Annotated in this window: 12 protein-coding genes; 5 read left to right on the forward strand and 7 right to left on the reverse strand. The window is 69.3% G+C overall.

The annotated features are described in order from the left end of the window. The first annotated feature begins 98 nt into the window (after positions 1-98). The 3 genes from AB0I60_RS28920 (at position 99) to AB0I60_RS28930 (ending at position 5,774) form a co-directional block, all read left to right on the forward strand. Positions 99-2,450: a glycosyl hydrolase family 18 protein gene (locus tag AB0I60_RS28920; protein ID WP_360735347.1), complete on the forward strand. Its 2,352-nt coding sequence runs from the start codon at positions 99-101 to the stop codon at positions 2,448-2,450. A 157-nt stretch (positions 2,451-2,607) separates the two neighbouring features. Then, positions 2,608-2,796 (forward strand): hypothetical protein, encoded by a 189-nt coding sequence (locus AB0I60_RS28925; RefSeq protein ID WP_360735140.1) that lies wholly within the window; start codon positions 2,608-2,610, stop codon positions 2,794-2,796. Between the two features lie 11 nt (positions 2,797-2,807). After that, a complete protein-coding gene (locus AB0I60_RS28930; protein ID WP_360735142.1) occupies positions 2,808-5,774 on the forward strand; it encodes an AAA family ATPase in 2,967 nt (988 codons plus the stop codon). A 100-nt stretch (positions 5,775-5,874) separates the two neighbouring features. On the opposite strand, the gene AB0I60_RS28935 is transcribed toward AB0I60_RS28930, so the two are convergent. From AB0I60_RS28935 to AB0I60_RS28960, 6 genes are all read right to left on the reverse strand, one after another. Then, complete coding sequence (locus AB0I60_RS28935) at positions 5,875-6,990, reverse strand: hypothetical protein (RefSeq protein WP_360735144.1); 1,116 nt, start codon at positions 6,988-6,990, stop codon at positions 5,875-5,877. After that, positions 6,990-7,502: a DUF4365 domain-containing protein gene (locus AB0I60_RS28940; RefSeq protein WP_360735146.1), complete on the reverse strand. Its 513-nt coding sequence runs from the start codon at positions 7,500-7,502 to the stop codon at positions 6,990-6,992. The genes AB0I60_RS28935 and AB0I60_RS28940 overlap by 1 nt, the downstream gene beginning before the upstream one ends. A gap of 5 nt (positions 7,503-7,507) precedes the next feature. After that, the gene (locus AB0I60_RS28945) at positions 7,508-8,719 is read right to left on the reverse strand and encodes a DNA cytosine methyltransferase (protein WP_360735149.1); all 1,212 of its coding nucleotides are present in this window, start codon (positions 8,717-8,719) and stop codon (positions 7,508-7,510) included. Positions 8,720-8,842: 123 nt separating this feature from the next. Next, positions 8,843-14,131 (reverse strand): DEAD/DEAH box helicase, encoded by a 5,289-nt coding sequence (locus AB0I60_RS28950; protein WP_360735151.1) that lies wholly within the window; start codon positions 14,129-14,131, stop codon positions 8,843-8,845. A 148-nt stretch (positions 14,132-14,279) separates the two neighbouring features. Beyond that, positions 14,280-15,185, reverse strand: coding sequence for a hypothetical protein (locus tag AB0I60_RS28955; RefSeq protein WP_360735153.1), 906 nt, complete (start codon positions 15,183-15,185; stop codon positions 14,280-14,282). Continuing rightward, positions 15,182-17,245, reverse strand: a complete 2,064-nt coding sequence (locus AB0I60_RS28960) for a hypothetical protein (RefSeq protein ID WP_360735155.1) — start codon at positions 17,243-17,245, stop codon at positions 15,182-15,184. Before AB0I60_RS28960 ends, AB0I60_RS28955 begins: the two co-directional genes overlap by 4 nt. A 728-nt stretch (positions 17,246-17,973) precedes the next feature. Here AB0I60_RS28960 and AB0I60_RS28965 point away from each other — a divergent pair. Both AB0I60_RS28965 and AB0I60_RS28970 read left to right on the forward strand, forming a co-directional pair. Further along, complete coding sequence (locus AB0I60_RS28965; RefSeq protein ID WP_360735157.1) at positions 17,974-18,726, forward strand: ABC transporter ATP-binding protein; 753 nt, start codon at positions 17,974-17,976, stop codon at positions 18,724-18,726. 5 nt (positions 18,727-18,731) lie between these two features. Continuing rightward, positions 18,732-21,233 carry an FtsX-like permease family protein gene (locus AB0I60_RS28970; RefSeq protein ID WP_360735159.1) on the forward strand — a complete coding sequence of 834 codons (2,502 nt, stop codon included), beginning with the start codon at positions 18,732-18,734 and terminating at the stop codon, positions 21,231-21,233. Between the two features lie 313 nt (positions 21,234-21,546). Here the strand turns inward: AB0I60_RS28970 and AB0I60_RS28975 are convergent, their stop codons facing one another. After that, complete coding sequence (locus AB0I60_RS28975) at positions 21,547-22,578, reverse strand: LacI family DNA-binding transcriptional regulator (protein ID WP_360735161.1); 1,032 nt, start codon at positions 22,576-22,578, stop codon at positions 21,547-21,549. Positions 22,579-22,591 lie beyond the last annotated feature (13 nt).

The raw sequence follows: 22,591 nt of genomic DNA on the forward strand, positions 1-22,591 counted from the left end.
ATTGACAGAAAGGTCTGGACCTATTTACGTTTCGTTCGCTCCACTCTGCGTCGAGGCCGCCGCCTGGTGCAGGAGGTCGGCTAGTGTCCAGAAGGTTGATGCCGCTGATGGCGTTGTTCGCCACAGTGGCGGGACTCGTCATCGCTGTCGCGTCCCCGTCCACGTCGAACGCCGCGGGTGGTGAGGAGTGCCGCCCCGACGGCCTCTACCAGACGCCCGGGGTCTCCGTCCCCTACTGCTCGGTCTACGACACCAGTGGCCGCGAGTCGCTGGGAGCCGACCACTCCCGCCGGGTGATCGGCTACTTCACGAGCTGGCGCACCGGCAAGAACGGGGCGCCCGCGTACCTCGCCTCGGACATCCCGTGGACCAAGGTCACGCACCTCAACTACGCGTTCGCCCACATCGACGCCGCCAACAAGGTGTCGGTCGGCCCGGACGGCCCCGACAACGCCTCCACCGGCATGACCTGGCCGGGCGTGGACCTCGACCCGACCCTGCCCTACAAGGGTCACTTCAACCTGCTCAACAAGTACAAGAAGCAGTACCCGAACGTGAAGACGCTCATCTCGGTGGGCGGCTGGGCGGAGACCGGCGGGTTCCTGAACCCCGACGGCACCCGCACCGCGTCCGGCGGCTTCTACAAGATGGCCCAGTCGCAGGCGGCGATCGACACCTTCTCCGACTCCGCCGTCGAGTTCATCCGCAAGTACGGCTTCAACGGCGTCGACATCGACTACGAGTACGCCACCTCCAACAAGTACGCGGGCAACCCGGACGACTACTGGATCTCCGACGCCAACCGCGGCACGTTGTGGAAGGGCTACGAGGCCCTGATGAAGACGCTGCGCGAGAAGCTGGACCGGGCTTCCGCCGCCGACGGCAAGCACTACATGCTGACCGCCGCCGTGCCCGCGTCGGGCTGGCTGCTGCGCGGCCAGGAGGCGTACCAGGTCACCCGCTACCTGGACTACGTCAACATGATGACCTACGACCTGCACGGCGCGTGGAACCACTTCGTCGGCCCGAACGCCGCCCTGTTCGACGACGGCAAGGACGGCGAGCTCGCGGCGGGCGGCGTCTACGGCGCGTACGACGGCACCGGGTACCTGAACGCGGACTGGGCCTACCACTACTTCCGGGGCGCGATGCAGGCCGGCCGGATCAACGTCGGCGTGCCGTTCTACACGCGCGGCTGGAACAACGTCACCGGCGGCACGAACGGCTTGTGGGGCAAGGCGCCGCTGGCCGACCAGAAGAAGTGCCCGCCGGGCACCGGCGGCAACGTCGGGTCGACCACGCCGTGCGGCTCGGGCGCGATCGGCATCGACAACCTGTGGCACGACCTGGACAAGGCCGGTGCCGAGGTGCCCGCGGGCGCGAACCCGATGTGGCACGCCAAGAACCTGGAGAACGAGATCACGCCGGACTACCTGGAGCAGTACGGCCTGGACCCGAAGAACGACCCGACCGACCGCATCTCGGGCACCTACGTCCGGTACTACGACAACACCATGGCCGCCCCGTGGCTGTGGAACGCGGAGAAGAAGGTCTTCCTGTCCACCGAGGACGAGCAGTCCCTCGCCGCCAAGGCGAAGTGGGTGGCGGACAAGGGCCTCGGCGGCGTGATGATCTGGGAGCTGGCGGGCGACTACAAGTTCGACAGCGCCAAGAACCAGTACACCATCGGCGACACCCTGATCACCAAGCTCAACGAGGGCCTGCGCGGCGCGGCCCCGTACGGCAACCAGAAGGCCAACGGGACGCCCCCGTCCCAGGTGATCAACGTGTCCGCGACCGTCTCCGGCTTCGCGCTGGGCGACAACAACTACCCGATCAACCCGAAGCTGAAGATCACCAACAACTCGACGTCCACCCTCCCCGGTGGCACGAAGATCGAGTTCGACTACGGGACCAGCGCGCCGGGCACCATGTCCGACCAGTCCGGCTTCGGCCTGCGGGTGACCCAGAAGGGCCACTCCGGACCGAACGTGGGCGGCCTCAAGGGCGACTTCCAGCACGTCGAGCTGACGCTGCCGTCCTGGCAGTCGCTGGCACCGGGCGCGTCGGTGGACGTGGCGCTGAGCTACCAGCTCCCGATCGCGTCGCCGTCCAACTTCAAGATCACCTTCGGCGGGCAGACCTACGCGATCGCGTCGGACCACCCGCGCGGCGGCGGCGTGATCCCGACGTCGACCTCCACGTCCACGTCGACCTCCACCTCCACCTCCACCTCCACCTCCACGTCGACCAGCACGACCACGACGACGACCACCACGACCAACCCCAACACCTGCACGATCGCCGCGTGGGACCGCGCCAAGGTCTACAACGGCGGCAACCAGGTCTCCCACAACGGCAAGAAGTGGCAGGCCAAGTGGTGGACGCAGGGCGAAGAGCCCGGCAGCACCGGCCAGTGGGGCGTCTGGAGCGACCTGGGGGCCTGCTGAGGCCCGCCTGAGGCATCCCTTACCCGCCGTCTGCCACCCCTTACGGCGGCGGGTAAGGGCACCAGGTCCGGCAAGCCACGTGAACACCCGATGCCCGACCCCGGGCCTCAGGACGACTCTTCTCCTCATCGGAAGCAACACGAGGAGGAGAGTCGTCATGGAGTGGACGCCCGAAGCGATCAAGGCGGAAGTCGACTACCGGCAGGCGGCGCTGCGCGCTGACGCCGCCCACGCCCGCGTGACCCGGCGGGCGCAGGCGCCGAAGCGCTCGTGGTGGCAGCGGCTGCGCCACCGGACGGGCCCGGAGGTCCCGCTTCCCCGAAATGGTCACCGCGACGCCGCCTGAGGTGTGCGAACATGCCACCCGTGGCACGTCTCGGTACCGGAATCCCCTTGGTGGCGCGTGGCCGGGAGATCGCCAGGCTGCGCGCCGCCCTCGCCGAAGCCGCCCTCGGCCGGGCGGGCGCGGTCCTGCTCGCCGGTGACGCGGGCGTCGGCAAGACGCGGCTGGTGGACGAGCTGGCCGCCGAGGCGGACGCGCTCGTGCTGACCGGCCGGTGCCTGGACGTCGGCGAGACCGGCCTGCCGTACCTGCCGTTCACCGAAGCGCTCGGGCAGGTGCGGGAAGCCGGCCTGCTCGACCTCGACGCCCGGCCCGCGCTCGGCCGGCTGCTGCCCGAGCTGGCGCTGCCCGCGTCGCAGGACAGCGGGCTGTCCGGGCTCCCCTCGCACCTGGTCGGCCGCCGGCCGGAGCAGGACGTCGGCCAGTTGCAGCTGTTCGACGCGGTGCACGGCATCCTCGGCGAGCTGGCCGAGACCCGGCCGGTGCTGCTGGTCCTGGAGGACCTGCACTGGGCCGACGCGTCCACCCGCTACCTGCTGTCCTTCCTGGTCTCCCGGCTGCGCGCGCAGCGGCTGCTGGTCGTGGGCACCTACCGCTCGGACGACCTGCACCGCAGCCACCCCCTGCGCCCCCTGCTCACCGAGCTGGTGCGGCTGCCCGCCGTGCAGCGCCTGGACCTCACGCCGTTCAGCGCGATCGACGCGCGCTCGTTCGTGGCGGCGCTGGCCGACGACCTGCCCGACGACCTCGTGCTGGAGGTCGCCGAGCGCTCGGACGGCAACCCGTTCTTCGCCGAGGAGCTGATCGCCGTCGCCACCTGCGGCTCCGGCATCCCGTGGACGCTGTCGGAGGTGCTGCTGGCGCGCATCGAGCGGTTGACGCCGGCTGCGCAGCACGCGGTGCGGGTCGCGTCGGTCGGCGGGCGCTCGGTGCGCCACGACCTCCTGCGGCACGTCGCCGCCGTGGACGACGCGGCATTGGACGCCGCGCTGCGCGAGGCCGTGCAGCACCACGTGCTGCTGGTCGACGACGACGAGGTGTTCGCCTTCCGGCACGCGCTGCTGCGCGAGGCCGTCTACGGCGACCTGCTGCCGGGCGAACGGGTGCGGCTGCACTCCGCGTACGCCTCGCGGGTCGCCGAGCGGTCCGGCCGGGGCTCGGCCGCCGCGCTCGCCCACCACTCGCTGGAGAGCCACGACCTGGCCCGCGCGCTGAGCGCGTCGGTCGACGCCGCGCAGGAGGCGCAGGCGGCCGGTGCGCCCGCCGAGGCGCTGCGGCACCTGGAGCAGGCGCTGAAGCTGTGGCAGGCGGTACCGGCGGCGGACCGGCCGGCCGGGGTCACCGAGCTGTCGCTGCTGCGCCGCGCGTCGTGGGTGGCCGGGACCGCCGGGCAGCCGGAGCGGGCCATCGCGTTCGCGCGCAGCGGCACCGCGCTGGTCGACCAGGAGGCGCCGGAGGAGGCCGCCGAGATGTGGCGCCGGTTCGCGCAGGCGTTGCAGGTGGTCGACGGCACCGAGGCGGAGAAGTCCGTCGCCATCGAGGAGGCGTGGAAGCTGGTCCGCGACCGCCCGGCCAGCAGCGCCAAGGCGTGGGTGCTGGCGGTGTGGGCGGCGCAGCTGCGGCACGACCGCGCGTACGCCGAGGCGCGGGAGCGGGCCGAGCACGCCGTCCGCGACGGGCGGGCCACCGGCGCGGACGCGGCCGTGGCCGACGCCCTGGCGACCTTGGGCCTGCTGGACGAGGCGGCGTCGGACGTGGCGTCGGCGCGCGCGCACCTGGAAGAGGCCGTGGCGTTCGCGACCGAGGTCGACGCGGTCAACACCGAGCTGCGCGCCCGGTACTTCCTCGGCCTGCACCACTACGACCTGGGCGAGCTGACCGACGCGGCCCGGGTGTTCGACGAGGGCATGGCGCGCGCCAAGGCGACCGGGCTGTCGTGGAGCTCCTACGGCCTGGAGCTGCGCATCCTCCAGGTCCTGACCAGGTACTACGTCGGCGAGTGGGAAGGCGCGGCGGTCGCCGCCGAGCCGCCCGGCCTGCGGGTGTCCAGCACGGTGTCCGCGCGGCTGGCCGCGTCGGGCACCCACGTCCTGGTCAGCCGGGGCGAGTTCGAGCAGGCCGAGCGGCTGATCGGCGAGCTGCGCGCGGACTGGCACCGCGACCTCCAGATCGCGCTCATCACCGGCGGCACCGGCGCGGAGCTGGCGCTCTGGCGCGGGCAGCCGGAGCTGGCCGTGGACCGGGTCGCCGACGCCATCGCGTGGTCGCGCCGGGAGGGCGGCGACTGGGCGCTGGCGGGCATCCGGCTGGCGGCACTCGGCGTCGCGGGGTACGCCGAGCTGGCCGCCCGCGCCCGCCGGCGCCGTGACCGCGACGCCGAGGAGGCGGCGGTGGCGGCCGGCCGCGACCTGGCCGACTACGCCCGCACGACGGCCGAGATGGGCTCGCCGCGCACCGGCTCGCTGGGCCCGGAGGGTCGGGCGTGGCTGGCCAGGGTGGCGGCGGAGGAGAGCCGGCTGCGCGGCCCGTCGGACGTGGACCTGTGGCGCGCGGCGACCGACGGCTTCGCCTTCGGCTCGGTGTTCGAACAGGCGGTGTGCCGGTGGCGGCTGGCCGAGGCGCTGCTCACGGCCGAGCGCCGGGACGAGGCGGTGGCGGAGCTGAAACTGGCCGACGAGGTGGCGGACCGCCTGGGCGCGGCCCCGCTGCGCGACGCGGTCCACCTGGCCGCCCGCCGCGCCCGGGTGGCCCTGCACGCCGAGACGTCCCGGACCCGCGTGGACCCGTTCACCCCGCGCGAGCGCTCGGTGCTGGCCCTGGTGGCCCTCGGCCGCACGAACCGCGAGGTGGGTGAGGAGCTGTACATCTCGGAGAAGACGGTCAGCGTCCACCTGACCCGCATCATGGCGAAACTGGGCGCGAGCCGCCGCGCGGAAGCCGTGGCGATCGCCTTCGACCGGGGCCTCCTCGACCAGGCGTGACCTGACCCGTACCGGCACTTCGCCTGTTCGGATCGCCAGCGCTGAGGCGCTTGGACGAACGCATGGCTTCGTGCGGGCGTGGCACCGGGGCTCGGATAGCTCAGGCGAGGACTTCGAACCGGCGCACGTTGTCCAGCGCCTGCTGATGTCCCACCCGAGCCAGGTGTCCGACGGCGACGACGATGAGGTTGTCGGCATGTGCGCGGATGGCGTCCTGGTACTGGACCGGCGACAGCGAGACGGAGATGCTCTGCCCGGGGATCTCCCTGCCTTCCAGTTCCAGCAGACCGAGGATCATGACCTGTCCGCCGCGTCCCCCGCCGCCGCGTTCCAACCTGGTCACCCGTCCGGTGGCGGTGGTAGTCCCCGCTCGGATCGTGGCCCGGAGGTGTCTGCCTCCTTCACGCAGGGCAGGCAGGAGCGATCGGTCGAACCTCAGGTCAGGGGTACTCCTGCCCAATGGTCGTGCGGGTGCCCAGGCGAAGTTGAGTTCGAAGGGGATGCCGTCGCCGCCGCTGATGGCGACGAGCGCCTCGCAGAGATCTGCCGAGACCCCCGAGCCGACCACTTCCTCGAAGACCCGGCTGTCCCGCGAGCGGACGCTCTCGACCGCAGCCTGCCGTGCGCCTTCGGCTGCCCGGTACAGCTGGTCGAGGACCACGCGTGGAGGGAGGGCCAGGCCGTCGGTCGTGGGACCTAGCTGGGTCTCAACGCGCATGATGTAGCTACCGCGCTGGCTCTCGCCCAGCCGAACGTGGTCGAGGAATCGCCAGACATCCCGAGGCATCGTCGAGGGCAGGACGGCCGTGGGGTCGTCCAACGTCGCGGTGGAGGCAGCGGCGGCGAACAGGTCGCGGATGCCCTTCACGGCCTGGACGCCCTGCCGGAGGGGAATGCTCCCGCTGGGCGACGCGGGTTCCGTGCGGACGTTCTGGACGTCGACGAGCAAGGACCGGACATCGTGCAGGACGGCCCCGGTGGTGCGTCCCTCCGCCTGCGCGATCGCTTCGAGGACGTCCGCCACCCGTGCCGGGTAGTCGCGCAGGTCGGGGCTGTCCGGGACGAGGGCCTCGAACTCCTCACCTCCACTGGTGCGGTTCCAGACCGTGCTTCGCCGCCACCGACCGGCGTCCCGCCATCCGGCAGCGGTCAGGTAGGTGACGATGTCCGAGGGATCGATCCCGGTCAGCTCGTGCAGCGGCACGTGGAGGCTCATCAGCGTCCGATCCTCGTCGACTGCGGTCCGCTCACCAGGTCGAGCAGTGTCCGGGTGGTGAGCAGGTTTCCCAGCGGGATGTCCACCGCTACCGTGTGCTGCCGCTTGGCATCGACCCGCGCCTGATGCTCCAGCGAAACCCAGTAGGCCAGGTTCCGCACTGTGATGGCGTGCTCCCCGGCGGACACGTAGTCCTCGGGATTCGCAGGAACGATCACCACCACCAGGATGCGCGGTAGTCCGTAGTCATCCCCGGCCAGCTCGTTGTACTGCCGTGACAGCATGCGGTATTTCCAGCGCATGTCGTCGCTCTCAGGCCGCGACCAGGTCTTCACCTGGATTTCGATCTTGGGGTGCCGGGTGCGGCCGGCCTGACCCTTGTACCCGACGACCAGGTCGGCGCCGTCGACGTCCGGGTGCGTGCGGGACACCGTCAAGCCGGAAGCCGCGGCCATCAACGCGACGTACGCCTCGCCGAAGTTGCCCTGCCAGTGCTCCGGGTTCATGCCCATCCGAGTCAGCTGCCTCCTGCAAGAGCGTCGACCACGATTGCGCTGGAGTCGAGCCTCGGTGCCGGACCGCGTCCGGTACCTGCGTGTGCCTCTTTCGGTCCGACCAGGTGTCGGTAGGACTCCGGCAGATCGGCGGGCGCTACCGCGAGGGGAACCCGCTTGCGCCGGCGCACCGGGAGGACCGGCTCCTCGGGGAAGTCCACCGGGGTGTCCAGCACCTCTTGCACGACCAACGCCCTGGCGATCGCTTCGGCGAGCGGGGGAGGGGTGGCGTTTCCCGCGAGCCTGATCCTGCTCCGTTCCTCACCGACGAGTTCCCAGTCCGCCGGAAAACCCTGCAGTGCCAGACGTTCTTGTACGGACAGCGGCCGGTTGTCCCAGTGGAACGGGCCGGCACCAGGTCCGGGAGAGGCGGGCAGGGTCCAGGACGGGCGGTCTTTTGCGAGCTTCAACAGGAAGGACCAGTACCGCGTGCGGTACCCGAACACTTCGGGACCACCTCCCTTCGCGGTCAGGTGCAGGTAGTTCCCGCCCTCGGGGACACAGGCGAGCAGCTCTGCCCACTTGCCCTTCATCGTGGGCAGGGGCTCCGAGTGCTTGATGTGGCCGATGGCGTCCCAGGCACGCAAGGGGCTGTCCTGGTGAGTGGCGACCGGTGGCCTGACGACCGTGCCCTCCCTGCAAGCGATGCAGATCGAGCGCAGGCGGTGTTGGGCCGTCCCGTAGTGCGCCGCATCGAGTTCGAACACCTGCAAGCGGTACTTGGTCTTCCTCTTCCGGTTGATCTCGTTGAGGTGCTGCTCGAGCACCGGCAGCGCGCTGTCCTTGCCGTGGGTGAACCCTCGTACGTTCTCGATGAGCAACACCTTCGGCAGGAAGGAGTCGACGAGTTGCATCATTCCGGTCAAGCTGGCGGCTCGCGGATCGGTCACGCCGGCTCGTCCGCTGCGCGTCCACTGCGCGGCCTTGCTGAACGGCTGGCAGGGTGGACCGCCCGCGATGACGTCCAGCTCACCGCGCGCGATTCCGAGTTTGCGAGGTGTGAGGTGCCTGCCGGCGGCATCGACGTCACCATCCTCGAAGACGCGCCACCCCTGCGGGGCCGAGTTGAGGGTTGCGCGCGCATCGACGTCGATCTCCAGGCACCCGACGGAGTCGAAGCCGGCGGCGTGGAGGCCGAGATCGAGCCCCCCGGCCCCGCTGTAGCAGCTCAACACCCGCGGTCGGTAACCCGCGCTGGTCACTCCGTACCTCCGTTGTGGCGATCCCGCCCAGTCCCCGCCGTCCACCGCCACGTCCGCTCACGACAGGAGCGATCACCACGTCGCGTGGTCGCATGATCATCCACCCTGAACGCGGGCCGACCATATCGCGCCCGGACGGCGCACGAGTTCGTAGGTGGTGACCGGGTGCAGGTCGGGCATGGGCGGCGACGCCTCCAGCGGGTGTCGGACGACGAACGCCGACGAGCCCTGCCCCTCCTCGTACACGACCGGCACACCGTCGGCCTCGTCCACGACCCACCCGAAGTCACGGCTGAACGAGGCAGCCAACGAACGGCTGAGAGTCCGCACGGGGGACAGGTCGATGGTCGAGCCGGTTCCGATGTCGAGGAGGTCGACTGCGAGCCGCCAGTCGAGCAACGGGTGGTAGGGCGTGTTCGAGTGGTCGCGCAGGCACTTGTAGCAAGCGCTGTCACAGACGCTTTCGTGCTCGCGGTACCCGTCAGCCAACTTCTGGGCGTGGTCGATCAAGTCCGCGAAGTTCTTCCCCAGGAAGGTCGCATATCCGGCACCGTTGTCCAGCTTGTCGGCGAGGAAGGCGGCACCGCGTGGCACGTTGTTCTGCGGATTCGGGAAGACACCGACCTTGAGTTCGTCGGGTTCGACATCCATCATCACGCTCGCGGCGTTGCGCAACAGGAACGCGAAGGAGAGCCAGGCGGCACGTCCCTCCAGTCGGAGGGGGCTCAAATCGAACCCTTTCGGGACGCTGGTGATGTCGACGACCAGCGTGTCGGTGACCGACCAGGAGCCCAAGGTGAGCTTCAAGGGGTTCTTGTGGTCCACCGCGGATTCGCGGGGCAGTCGCAGGGCCCTTTGGCGTTCCTGGTCCCGGATGAGGTCCAACGACAGCAGGCCGTCCTCTGACGACCTGACGAACTGGAAACCGTCACCCCGGTTGTCATTGAACACCAGGACCTGGGCCCTGTTCCCGTACAGGAGACCGAATTCGGCGCACGTCCGGGTGACTTGATGGTCCTCCGGTCCCCTGGCCAGTCTGCCGACACCCGCACGTGGGCGCATCTCGAAAGTCCCGTGGTAGTCGGCCGGCTCCTGGTAGTCGGTGCGGAATCCCAACGGCTCACAGACCTGGTCGACCCGGTACTGGTTGTCCTGAGCTTTCGCGCGGCAGGACGAACAGGCATCGGTCTGGCCGTTCTCCTCCACCGCGTAGCAGTTGCGGCACAGACCCACGGACCTGCGTTCGCCTTCCGGGCGGGGCTCGGACACCCACTGGTACGGGCCTCGTCGCCGGTAGTCGACGAGCCCGACCGCCGTGTAAACGCCCTTGTCCTTGACCTGCTCGCCCCCCGGTGCGAACTCGCTGATCGCGATGTCCATGTCCCGGCTGATGACGTCCGTCGCCTCCCGGTCGTGCGGTCGCTCGTGGTACAGGTTCCGCTGTCTCGTCGGGAACCCGAACATGGGAAGCAGCCCGCGCTCGGACAGGTGCTGCGACAGTTCCCGGTCTCTGGGGCCGCCCGACACCAGTTGGTTGATCTCCGCCACCAAGCAGTCCGACAACACCCAGTCGACGAAGGCGTCCCGCTGTTCCGTCACGTCGGCAGACACCTCGGCGAGAAGCTGATCCAACGCGTGCGCCACCGCTGCCGGATTCCGCTTGATCCACTCCTGGACGAGTGGTCGGTAGGAAGCCCAGGTGCTCAACAGGCCGAACTGGCCGTGTGGATTGTGGCCGGACTCGAAGTCGTCGCCCTGGACCTTGGCTATGTAGAGGAACGCCAGCCTGAGGACTTCTGCGGTGAACGAGCGTCGGAGTATGTCCTCGCGCTTGAGGTCGATGTAAGGCTTGGGAGGCGGATCGCCGGTGATCGCGTCCGGGTTGCGGAAGTAGTGTTCGTCATGGCTGCGAGTGCCGCGGCAGACTGTCAACGCCACGGCGAGTGCGTCCTTGCGCCGTCCGGCGCGACCGACTCGCTGCTGGTAGTTGAAGCGTCGCGGAGGCATGTTGGCCAGCATCACGGCCTTCAAACCGCCGATGTCCACCCCGGCCTCCATGGTGGTGGTGACCGAGAGCATGTCGATCTCGTCGACGAGCGGGATCTCGTTGTCGCCCAGGAACACGCGTTGGAACTGCGCTTGGCGCGTCGGACCGTCGTTGGTGTCGGTCTGGCCCGTCAACTCCTCCACGTGCAACCGGAACGGTCGCCCGGCTTCGGTTGCCAGCCAGGCGTAATAGTCGCCCTGTGCCCGGACCGGGGAATAGCCGGTGGCGTCCGGAAGAGCCGCGCAGCACCGGGTGCACACCCCGGCCGCGCCGTGCAGGTGCCGTCGTCGACACTTGGTGCAAACCCACTCGGAGTCACCCGGCACGTAGAACCGGAACCGGTCGGCGTGTACCAGGTAGACACTGCCGATGCCCAGTGCCTGCCGGACATCGTCGAACAAGTCCTCCCAGTGCACCCCGTACTTGTCGGCGACTGCCTTGAGATAGGTGGCGACGTCCTTGGAGAAGCCCTTGGGAGTCCATTCGGCGATTTCGGTGATGCGGTGCTTCAACCCCATTCCCCGGACAACGCTGGACAAGACTTCGCCGAACACCTCCTTGCTCAGGCCGCTTCTGCTCGCGTCGGCGGGGTCCGTACCGATCCTGGCCAATCCCAGCGCCTCGATGTCCCTGTCCGTCTTGGAGAAGACGGTGAACGCGGTCTGCACAAGCAGGCCCGAGCCGAGTCGGGAGCGAAGTTCCGACTGGTCCTCGTTCAGTTCTCGGCCGGGCCGCCTCGTGGGCTTCCCAGTCTCCCACGACTGGTAGAGGGAGGTCCACCGTTGGGAGCCCTTACCCCGAAGGCTCCGGTCCGGCCCACCGGGGTTGACTCCGAGTGCGGTCAGCTGCGGTTCCAGCGCGTTGGCGAGTTCGACCAAAGTCCGACCTCGGCTCCCGTGCTGGAGCCGGAAGCGCTCGATGAGGTCCAGTTGGTCCTGAGACGCCTTCTGGTAGTACGCGGCCTGGAGTGCCTGGCCCAGCGGTGGCGATTCGCGGGAGATGGCCAAGTACGCCTCAGCGGCCTCGAGGCTCGGGTCGCCCTCCACGTAGTCCATGGCCAACTCGAGCTGGGTCTTCGTGGTCTGGACGACGACCCCGACCGCGAGTTGACGCACGAGGTCGAGGTAGTGGGAACGCTCCAGCCCGGCCGCGATCCGTGCAGCATCCTGCCTGCTGTCGGAGAAGACGACGATCTTGCGGTACTCGTCGAGCCAGCGCATGAGCGTGTCGGACAGGATCTGGTTGGTCTTCTCAAAACCGGTACCCATCGTGCGGATGGGTGAGCGGCTGCGCGATGAGTCCGTGACCGGTCTCGAAGATTTGAACATCTCCCAGTCATCGCCGCACTGCGGGCACAACACCGGCATCGGGGGCATGTTCTCCAGAACGGAGTCCGGCTTCCCCGCCGGTTTCTGAACGTGGAAGGCCCACCCCGTCGTGTTGCCGCCGCCCCATTGCAGCCTGCCGCTCGACGGGTTGAAGTGCACCTTCTTGAACCTGAACGTGAATCCCGTGCGTTCCCACTGCTTGGTGTCCACAGACTTGCTCGCGGTGGGCCAGTACACCGTGTAGTTCGCGGCGCTCCGGCTCAAGCCGACTCTGTCGGGCAGCGACTCCAGGTCCACCAACGTGCTGACCAGGAAGTGCTGGCTTTCTCCGAGGTCGCTTTGCGCGTGGAACCCGCCGAGGAGCAGTTCGCCGCAAGTCTGGCAGTACAGCAGTTCAAGAACTCGCGCGCCGCACTCGCACCGGTACCGGGGTTGCGCGTAAACGCGCCCGACGGTGCGTGGGACCGGCGTGAGGTCGGTGCCCCCTCGATCTGGGATGGAAGAGCAGTCCGGGTCGGCGCACGCCCACAACCCCGGTAGGTTCCGGAAGAACAGATGGGCACGGAGACGGATGTCTTGGGGGTTCTCGGAGAGGACGAGCAGAAGATCGTCGAAAGTGCTTTCCGCAGTGTACCCATCCGCATTCGGGAAGAGCTTGGCCGACCACTCTGCGACGCTTTGAGCCCGTGAACTGCCGGACTCGTCGCGCGACGCGCGATCCAACGCCGCGTGAGCCTGGAGACGGTCCTCCAAGTGGTCGATGGGTCGGCCCTCGCGGATGGCGGATGCGGCGTCCCGGAACGACGCGCCGTCATCGTGGATGGTCCGGGGACCGTCCGGTTCCACCTGTCGTCCGCTGAACACCTCGAACGAGTCGGCCGGCTGACCGAAGAACTCCCGGAGGAACTGCTCGTCGCGGCCCTTCTCCAACGAAGCACTGGCGGCGATGATCGACAGCTGGTCCGGCTTCCGGTCGAGACCGAGTCGGGCGAAGAGCTTGCGGAGCAGGTAGGCCACCTCGGTTCCGGCGGTGCCCCGGTAGCCGTGGAGTTCGTCGACGACCAGGGTGAACACGTTCGACGGATCGGCGTCCAGCCACCTGCGCGTGCGTTCGAAGATCCCGTGCTCGCGGTCTCGCATCAGAGCGATGTTCAGCATGCTGTAGTTGGTGATGAAGATGTCCGGTGGAGCAGACTGCATGTCCCAGCGTGAGCGCATCTCGGCGCCGTCCAGGCTCGGGATGAAGAACCTGCTCGCCCTTCCCTCGTCGGTCAACGTGCCGGCCCGCTCCTTGGCCTCCAACGAGCGGATCAGGGAGCGCCGCCGATCGGCGAGTTCGCGCAGGACACCGCGCAACTCCTTGGGGGCCTGCTTGTTGGTTTGAGGAGCGCTGATCGGCGTCTTGCCGGTGTAGCGGCCGAAGAAGAACCTGTTGCCCGCGCGGTTCGCGTCCAGCCACTGGTGCACCGGATCACTGTCCAGAGCCTTCCGCAGACGCACCAACTGGTCTTCGACTAGGGCGTTCATCGGGTAGAGCACGAGTGCCCTGATGGCGGCGGGGCGCGACTCGGGAGACACTCGTTGGGGCGAGTACTGGTCGCCCTTCTCCCACCACCGATTTCCGACCTCGTGCGGCTGACGGGCGGGCCACGCGAGGCTCTCCTGGATCAAGCGGGCGAAGACGGGGATCAGGAACGACTCGGTCTTGCCGGAGCCGGTGCCGCTCGTCACCACCACGTTCTTCCCGGCCAGCCCGGCGTGCAGTGCCTGCTCCTGGTGGAGGAAGAGCTTGTCGATCCCTTCGAGCAGGCCGCTGCTGAGCAGGCCGGCGAGGTCCTCGACGCCGGCGGACCGACAGCTCGTAGCGACGTCATCCGCTGCGAGCTGCCATGTCGGCATGAGTTCCAGGAACGTCTCCTGGAAGAGTGACGAACCGCCGCGGAGGAGTTCCTCGCGTTCCGCGAGGACCGCCTCGTCACGAATGGAGTATGCGGTGTTGTAGTACCGCATGAAGTCATCAAGGAGCGCTTGGCGAAGCGGTCCGACTCCACTCGTTCCTGCCATTGTCCTCCCCCTCGTGTCGTGCTTCGGAACTGCTTGCGGTCGTGACGGCCAGTGTGGCAGGGTCGAGCTGTCCAGTGATGGCGTTGTTGGGCGATTAGGATGCCAGTTTATTCTGGAGCAGCTGGCTGAACTCCTCGTCGATGTTGTGGTAGACCCACCGACGGAGGCCGTTGTCCCAGGTTGGCAAGAACCCGCTGCGCAGGACTGTCGCCCGTTCGAACAGTTCTGGCAGGCGTCGGCCCTTAGCAACTCGCAACTGCCCGGTGTCCCGATCCCATTCGACCGGACTCGACTTCACGGGAGTTCGCTGTTGTCCTGCGCGGACACGTCGGAGTTCGGCGTACCGCACCACCTGCAAGCCGCATTCGAACAGTGGGGCGGGCGGAGCGCCGTGGCGGTAGAAGTAACGCTGCTGTCTGAACAGCTCGACGCAATACGCGCCCGGCTGCGTGCCTCGGCAGTTCTCCTGTTCGTGGAAGTTCAGGTCGTCGCCCAACACGGTCGGTTGGACACCGCCGGGGAGCTGATCGGGGATCTTCCGGGAGAGCAGCAGGTCGTTGAGCGTCGGGGACGACTCCAAGAGGCGGTCCGACACGACCCGTTCGAAGCGGATTCCGAGGTCTGCGCACGCGGAGGCCAGAGCTGAGATGGCTTCGTACTCGATCAACTGCACGGAGGGCCCGGCGGATTGCGCCACGGGTCGCGCGAGCCGGATGCCGTGGGTGTTCCCCTCGATTGCGCGCACCAGTCGGTCGGTCCGCTTCCCGCACAGCAGCGCGTATCCACCGCTGTTCGGGAGTGTCGTGATGGTGGGGGTCGCAGTCTCCCAACGCCCACCATCGATCTCAACGTGCCCCAGTGTCTGCAGGTCGTTGAGGGTCCGTCGCCACCACCTCGGATCTTCCTCGCGGAACAGCCACGTCCAGGTTTCCCTGAAACGTTCGAATGAGCCCTTGTGGCGCTCACTCATCCAACCGAGCAGGAGGTCGTGACCGGTCAACCTCGCACCTCCGGTATGAGCCCCAGCCGTTCGGCAGCGGCGAACCACCCGTTCCACTCGTGAACATCCCGCTCATCGATGATCGCTTCGGCAAGCCGTCGCGCTACAGAACGCCACGAAGAAGACACCTTCGACGGGCAAGCGCCGGTGTACGACACCTCCGCAGGGCTGCCGGGCAACCGGTGAACCTCGATCCGGTCGTCGGTCTCGTCGACCAACCACAACGGGCTGAAGGCGACGTCACGCATCGCTGCGGACACGTCGAAGGTTCGCGCCTCGACCCCCGGTGCGTTCTTCGACAGCCAGAGCGGTGTGCGCGGCACGATCGAGACCGCTTGGCCAGGCATGCCCAGCACGACGTGCTGGCCGCCTGCCCGGACTTCGGGCCATGGCCGGGAGTGCCCTGATCGGCGCTCCACGTCCCGCACGATCAACGATGCGCCGTTCACCAGCACGTCGTGCTCAGCGTCCGCTGACACGACGCCCCCACCACTGGCGATCAACCGCCTCAGCCGTTTCTCTCCCTGTCGGAAGTCCCACGCACGCCAGTAGGTGAAGTCCGGTCGCTGGTCCGCTGCCTCATCGACGAGTCTCAGGGTGAGCTTGCGCCCTCCCGCGTTGATCTCGTGCTTGCCTTCGGCAAGACCGAGTCCCGTCAACCTCACCCTGCCCTCGGAATCGGGTTGTAGGACCGTAAAGTCGTTGAGGGTCACCACGTCGGAGAGCACTTCCAGGTTGACCGAGAGGTCCGGCGGACCACTGGTGAGGTAGGTGTGGCTGCGGCCGTCGACGCACAAGCCGCCGGTGAAGTTGGCCAGGAGTGAATCCCTCGGAGCCAACGAGGCCAGGTTCGCGGGCAGGCGCGTGCTCCGCACGGGCCGGTACTTGAACGCCTGCCAGCCGGTCGGTGGCCGGAGCCGTTGGAGTCGGCGTGGTTCCTCACCGCTCAGCTTGTGCATGGCGCACGTGGCCTCGGGTACCAGATGCTCGCGGACCAAGACGACGAGCTTCAGGTCGAGGGTCACGCGATGTCCCTCGACGAACTCGCCCAACTCGTCGTCGCCTGCCAACACCCGTACGTCGTTCTGCACGCCGGTCAGGCGGAACCGCTCTCTGATGCGCTTACCTGAATCGAGGTCGATGCGGGTTGCTGACACTTCGCCGCCGCCCAGCAGGAGCTTCACGTCCGGAGCGGGCAGGTACGCGTACTCACCCACTTCACCAGCGTCTTCCTCCTGGCCATCGAATCGTATCCGCGCCCCCGTGAAGCGCTCCGGAACCCGGTACACGGCGCTGATCCGGCCATTGAACTCGTCTGCGGTGAGCAGCACCTGCACCAGTTGCCGGTCGTCCTCGTCGCGCCACCCACCGTCCCAGTGGAGGAGTTCCTGGTGCAACATGTCCGCCAGGAGTTCCGACATGGCGTCGGTCTTCCCGTCGAGGATCGAGACGACCCGGCGGGAGAAGGAGGAGCGTAGCCGAGCCGGCGCTCTGCGCAGGTTTTCGAGCAGAACGGTGCCCGGGAGGTCTTCCCCGGGACCGGCCCCGAGAGCGGTGAAGAAGTGGGGAAGCTTGGCGCGATCGGCCGGGCGGAGAATCACCTGCGACGAGGCCCAGCCGACGTTCGGGAAGTGGTGTCCGAGATTCGCCGTGGGAAGGCCGAACGCGCCGTCCTGGCTGGTCAGCCAATCCCGGAGGACGTTCCACAGGGTGCTGATGTCGTTGTCGAAACCGCGTGGCATCCCGCCTGTACGCGGCAGGCCGAGCAACAGCCGGAGTGGCTGGTAGTACGCGTTGGACCCGATGCGCCCACTGACGTCGCTCGCCGCGAGGACGGTGACGGCGAGCATGTCGAGGAATGGCGGGGGTCCCGGGAAACCGGCGGACTTCCACTGGACAGCCGCTCGGAACCAGGGGTGCAGCGGCTCGGCGGCGGTCCTCGACCGAACGGAGGAGAGCAGTGCGTCGACCCCCTGTCCTTCGGGGGCGAGGTCGTATGCGCGGGAGACCGTCTCGATGACCGCTCGGTCGACGCACAGGTACACCGGCCTCCTGGCCATCCCAGGATGGTAGAAGTGGTCGCGCAGCGCCGCGTTCCACTCATTTCCCACTGACACGCCGGCTACCATACGTGGTCTTCGGGTCTTGGCAACAGGGCGTTGTATATCAATTCCACACCCAGAGGTCATGATTGATGGCGGGGGTGTCGGGTGTTGGCTCTGAGTAGGTGACGTCGCAGTTCAGTCGAAGCTCGGTTACACTATCGCGCCGCGTGGTCTCCGACAGATGAGTGTCGCGCAGTCGTGCGGAATGCGGGGACGGGTTGTCCGCAATTTTGCGGGTCTCGTTTGCAGTTTGTGTCGCGGAGGTGTAAGGCTTGGTCTCGATTCTCCGCTTCCATCTGAGATCGCCATCGGAGGAGGCAGGCCAGGTTGTCGTGTGACCGGCCGACCGCACCGGAACCACGTCCAACCGCATTCGTCTCCCGCTATCTGCGGCCCTGTCCACTGCACGAGCGGAGTGTGCAGTACTCGGGCAGGTGCGCGGGTCCGCGCCTGCACAACACATCACCGACGACCTCGCTGGCACGCTTGTCGAAGCTGGGTTGCGCCGACGGTGCGCGGCCAACCCTCCAGGTGCGAGACCTGGGCGATGAGGTCGACAACCCACGGGACTAGGTGGGGTCATCCCCCAGGTTGACGTCGGGTTCCGTCGCCGAGGTGACGACCGTGTACACCGCGCGCCCATACGTTTCCCCCGTCCGCTTGAGCAGAGGGAATGAGGGAGCATGTCCGCACTGGTGTCCGACGTCGGAACCCGTACCGCTGTGGCTGCCGCGAACCTGGTGAAGACCTACGGCAAGGGCGACACCGCCGTCCGGGCACTGGACGGCGTCAGCGTCTCCTTCGAAGCCGGGAAGTTCACCGCGATCATGGGGCCCTCCGGCTCCGGCAAGTCCACGATGATGCACTGCCTGGCCGGCCTCGACAACGTCGACGGCGGCGCGGTGCACATCGGTGGCACGGAGATCACCTCGTTGGGGGACAAGGACCTCACCAAGCTGCGCCGGGACCGGATCGGGTTCGTGTTCCAGGCGTTCAACCTCCTGCCGACGCTGACCGCCGAGGCCAACGTGCTGCTCGGGCTGGAGCTCGCGGGGCGCAAGCCGGACCGGCAGTGGTTCGACACGATCGTCGACGTGCTCGGGCTGCGGGACCGGCTCAAGCACAAGCCGACCGAGCTGTCCGGTGGCCAGCAGCAGCGCGTGGCCTGCGCGCGGGCGCTGGTCGCCAAGCCGGACGTGGTGTTCGCCGACGAGCCGACCGGCAACCTGGACTCGCGCTCCGGCGCCGAGGTGCTGGACTTCCTGCGGATGTCGGTGCGCAAGCTCGGCCAGACCGTGATCATGGTGACGCACGACCCGGTGGCCGCGTCCTACGCCGACCGCGTGGTGCTCATGGCCGACGGCCGGCTGGCCGGCGAGATCGACCAGCCGACGTCCGACTCCGTGCTCTCCGCGCTGAAGCACCTGGGTGCGTGACCTGAATGCTGCGCACGATCATCGCGGGTCTCAAAGCCCGCACCGCCCGCCTGGTGCTGTCGTCGGTGGCGATCGCGCTGGGCGTGGCGTTCGTGACCGGCACGCTGGTGCTGAGCGACGCCATGAGCGACGGGATGCGGGACGACTTCGCCAAGAGCGCCCGCAACGTCGACATCTCGGTCATCACCTCCGGTGACACCAAGGGCATCTCGCCCGAGACCCTGGAGAAGATCCGCAGGACGCCCGGCGTCGCCGGCGCGGACCCCCGCGAGTACACCCCGGTGCCGCTGGTCGCCTCGAACGGCAAGGCCAAGTCCGCGCTCGCGGTGCCGCTGGGCACGGTCGAGGAGCTGCGCGAGTTCGACCTCGCGGACGGCCGCTACCCGACCACCGCGACCGAGGTGGCGGTGGACGTGCGGACCGCGACCACGGCGAAGCTCACCGTGGGCCGGTCGGTCACGTTGCTGGACGAGGACGGGCAGGAGCGCGAGTACACGCTGGTCGGCACCTACAAGCAGGGTGCCGGCGAGATGTCCATGACCGGCCTGGACCACCTCGTGCTGTCCTCGGCCGGGTTCCAGCAGTTCGTCACCGACCGCCTGCCCTACCAGGTGGTCGCGGTCGCGGCCGACGGGTTCACCCAGCAGCAGGTCGCGGACAACGTCCGCCAGGCCATCGGCGACACCGGGTACACCACCCAGACCGGCGAGCAGCTCACCGAGGCCACGCTCAGGCAGATCAGCTCGCAGGCCGCCGAGTTCACCACGTTCCTGCTGGCGTTCGCGGTGATCGCGCTCGTGGTCGCCTCGATGGTCATCTACAACACGTTCACCATCCTGGTCGCGCAGCGCACCCGTGAGCTGGCGCTGATGCGCTGCGTCGGCGCGAGCCGCAAGCAGGTGTTCCGGGGCGTGCTGGCCGAGGCGCTCGCCATGGGGCTGATCGCGTCGGTGATCGGCCTGCTCGGCGGGCTCGGCACGTCGGCGCTGTTGCAGAAGGTGATCAGCGGTCTCGGCGACAGCGGCGCGACCACGGCGGTCCGGCTGCCGCTGTCGGTCACCACGGTGCTCGCCGCGTTCGGGGTCGGCGTGCTGGTCACCGTGCTGGCTGCGGTGCTGCCCGCCCGCAAGGCCACCCGGGTCGCGCCGGTCGCCGCGCTGCGCAACCAGCTCGACAGCCACGAGGAGGTCACGCGCACCGGCAAGCTGCGCGTGCTGTTCGCCGTCCTGCTGGCGGTCGGCGGTGCGGGCGCGGTGGCGCTCGGCATGGGGATGGACGACGAGATGGCCGCGATGCTGACCAGCGGCACGGGCACCATGCTGCTGCTGGCGGCCGTGCTGGTGCTCGGTCCGCTGCTGGTCGGACCGATCAACCGGGCGCTCGGCGTGGTGCCCCGGGCGTTGTTCGGGGTGCCCGCGAAGCTGGCCTCCGCCAACGCCGGGCGCAACCCCAAGCGCACCGCCGCGACGACCGCCGCGCTGATGATCGGCGTCACCGTGGTGGCGCTGGTGACGGTGGTCGCCAACAGCGCCAAGGAGACCGCCAACGCGCAGGTCGACCAGCGGATGCCCGCCGACTACACGATCACGTCCTCGGTGCCCGGCCGCCCGCTGCCCGTGGAGCTGGCCGAGCGGCTGGCCGCCGTGCCGCAGGTCGAGAAGGCCGCGCCCACCACCACGGTGACCGGGCCGGACGCCTACTTCACCGGCGTGGCGCGGGAAGCGCTCGGCGACCTGCTCCGGCCGACCGTCGACAGCGGCTCGCTGGCCGACCTCGGCGAGGGCACCGTCGCGCTGGAGTCCGACTACGCCAAGATGCAGGGGCTCTCGGTCGGCTCCACCACGACGATCAAGACCGACGCCGGCGAGAACGCGCTCAAGGTCGTCGCGCTGGTGTCCGGGCAGCGGCTGGGCGACGGCCTGGTGACGCTGGAGACCTCCGCGCGGATGGACCCGGAGCAGGACGGCTACCAGAGCATCCTGATCAAGCTCAGGCCCGGCGCGGTCGACGGCCGCGCCGCCGTCGAGAAGGTCACCGACTCCTCGCCGCTGGCCGCGATCGACTCGGCGGCGGAGACCAAGGCGCAGTTGAACAAGCAGCTCGACCAGGTGCTGGCGTTCGTGTGGGCGCTGATCGGCCTGGCCGTGGTGATCGCGCTGTTCGGCATCGCCAACACGCTGACGCTGTCGGTGCTGGAGCGCACCCGGGAGTCGGCGCTGCTGCGGGCGCTCGGGCTGACCAGGGGCCAGCTGCGGCTGATGCTGGTGGTCGAGTCGGTCCTGATGGCCGTCATGGGTGCCGCGATCGGCCTGGTGCTCGGCGTCGCGTTCGGCTGGGTGATCACCACCGCCGTGTCGACCGACGCCGTGTCGCTGGCCTTCACCGTCCCGGTCGGGCAGATCGGCGCGATGCTCGCCGCCGCCGTGGTCGCGGCCGTGCTGGCCGCCGCCCTGCCCGCCCGCCGGGCGGCGCGCACCTCGGTGGTCGCGGGGATGGCCGACGCCTGACCGGCGGCCGGGTGGCCCGTTCCGCGTCTTCGGGCGCGGGGCGGGACGCTCGCGTGTCGCGGGTCACAAGAAATCTTGGGTCCGCGCGTCATAGCGGCGGCCGGCCGCCCTCTTACTCGATGCGGGGTGGCTCGGGCGAGGGCCGAGCCACCCCCGCCCGCCGCACCGCCGCCCGCCCGCCGCACCGCCGCCCGCCCGCCGCACCGCCGCCCGCCCGCCGCACCCCCGCCCGCCTGCCGCGCCGCACGGCCTTCCGGCCCGTCGCCGGCCCGCCACGGTCGCCGTCGCACGGCCTGCCGCGCGGACGTGGCCGTCACGCGGAGTCGCGGGGGACCAGGACGGTCGGCAGGACCTCGCGGCGGGCGCGGATGGGCTCCTCGCGGAGCAGGCGCACGAGGTGGGTGACCATGTGCTCGACCTGGTTGCCGGTGTCCTGCCGGACGCTGGTCAACGGCGGCGTCGTGTGCGGGGCGATCATCGGGTGGTCGTCGAAGCCGACCACCGCCACGTCCTGCGGCACGCGCCGGCCGGCGTCGCGCAGCGCGTCCAGCGCCCCGGCCGCCATCAGGTCGCTGGCCACGAACACCGCGTCCAGGTCCGGCACCCGCTCCAGCAGCGCCGCCATCGCGCGCCGGCCGCCCTCGCGGGTGAAGCCGCCGTCCTCGGTCAGCCGGGCCACGTCCTCGTCCGACGCGCCGGTCGCGGAGCGCCACCCCGCCAGCCGGTCCACCGCCGAGTGCTCGTCCAGCGGTCCGGTGACCGTCACGATCCGCTTGCGCCCCAGCGAGACGAGGTGCTCGGTCGCCAGCACGCCGCCGCCCTCGTTGTCGTGGTCGACCAGGTGCAGCCCGCGCAGCGGACCCCACGGCCGCCCGGCGTAGACCACCGGCAGCGGCAGCTTCCTGGTCACCGACGGCAGGTGGTCGCCCCGGTGCGGCGCGAACACCAGCGCGCCGTCGACGTGCCCGCCCGCCAGGAACCGCTCGGCCCGCGCCAGGTCCTCCGGCGAGTGCACGAGCAGCAGCACCATCTGCACGTCGGCGGCGGCCAGCGACCGGGCCGCCGACCGGATCAGCCACGCGAAGTGCGGGTCGTCGAAGATCTTCGGCTCGGGCTCGGAGAAGACCACCGCGACCGCGCCGGTCCGCCTGGTCACCAGCGCCCGCGCGGCCTGGTTGGGCTGGTAGCCCAGCGCCCGCACCGCCGCCGTCACGGCCTCGTGCGCCTCGGGGCTGACCCGGGGCGAGGCGTTGAGCACGCGGGACGCCGTGGCGCGCGAGACGCCGGCCTTCGCCGCCACGTCCTCCAGGGTGGGCCGGGGGCGGGGGTGCGATGGGACGGACACGGGCACCAACTCC

The organism is Actinosynnema sp. NPDC050436, from assembly GCF_040655415.1.
GTDB lineage: Bacteria > Actinomycetota > Actinomycetes > Mycobacteriales > Pseudonocardiaceae > Actinosynnema.

Bases quoted from the DNA above. Each gene is read 5' to 3' on its own strand.
- AB0I60_RS28920 (WP_360735347.1), top strand. From the start codon at position 99: ATGCCGCTGATGGCGTTGTTCGCCACAGTGGCGGGACTCGTCATCGCT.
- AB0I60_RS28925 (WP_360735140.1), top strand. From the start codon at position 2,608: ATGGAGTGGACGCCCGAAGCGATCAAGGCGGAAGTCGACTACCGGCAG.
- AB0I60_RS28930 (WP_360735142.1), top strand. From the start codon at position 2,808: ATGCCACCCGTGGCACGTCTCGGTACCGGAATCCCCTTGGTGGCGCGT.
- AB0I60_RS28935 (WP_360735144.1), bottom strand. From the start codon at position 6,990: ATGAGCCTCCACGTGCCGCTGCACGAGCTGACCGGGATCGATCCCTCG.
- AB0I60_RS28940 (WP_360735146.1), bottom strand. From the start codon at position 7,502: ATGGGCATGAACCCGGAGCACTGGCAGGGCAACTTCGGCGAGGCGTAC.
- AB0I60_RS28950 (WP_360735151.1), bottom strand. From the start codon at position 14,131: ATGCGGTACTACAACACCGCATACTCCATTCGTGACGAGGCGGTCCTC.
- AB0I60_RS28960 (WP_360735155.1), bottom strand. From the start codon at position 17,245: ATGGCCAGGAGGCCGGTGTACCTGTGCGTCGACCGAGCGGTCATCGAG.
- AB0I60_RS28965 (WP_360735157.1), top strand. From the start codon at position 17,974: ATGTCCGCACTGGTGTCCGACGTCGGAACCCGTACCGCTGTGGCTGCC.
- AB0I60_RS28970 (WP_360735159.1), top strand. From the start codon at position 18,732: ATGCTGCGCACGATCATCGCGGGTCTCAAAGCCCGCACCGCCCGCCTG.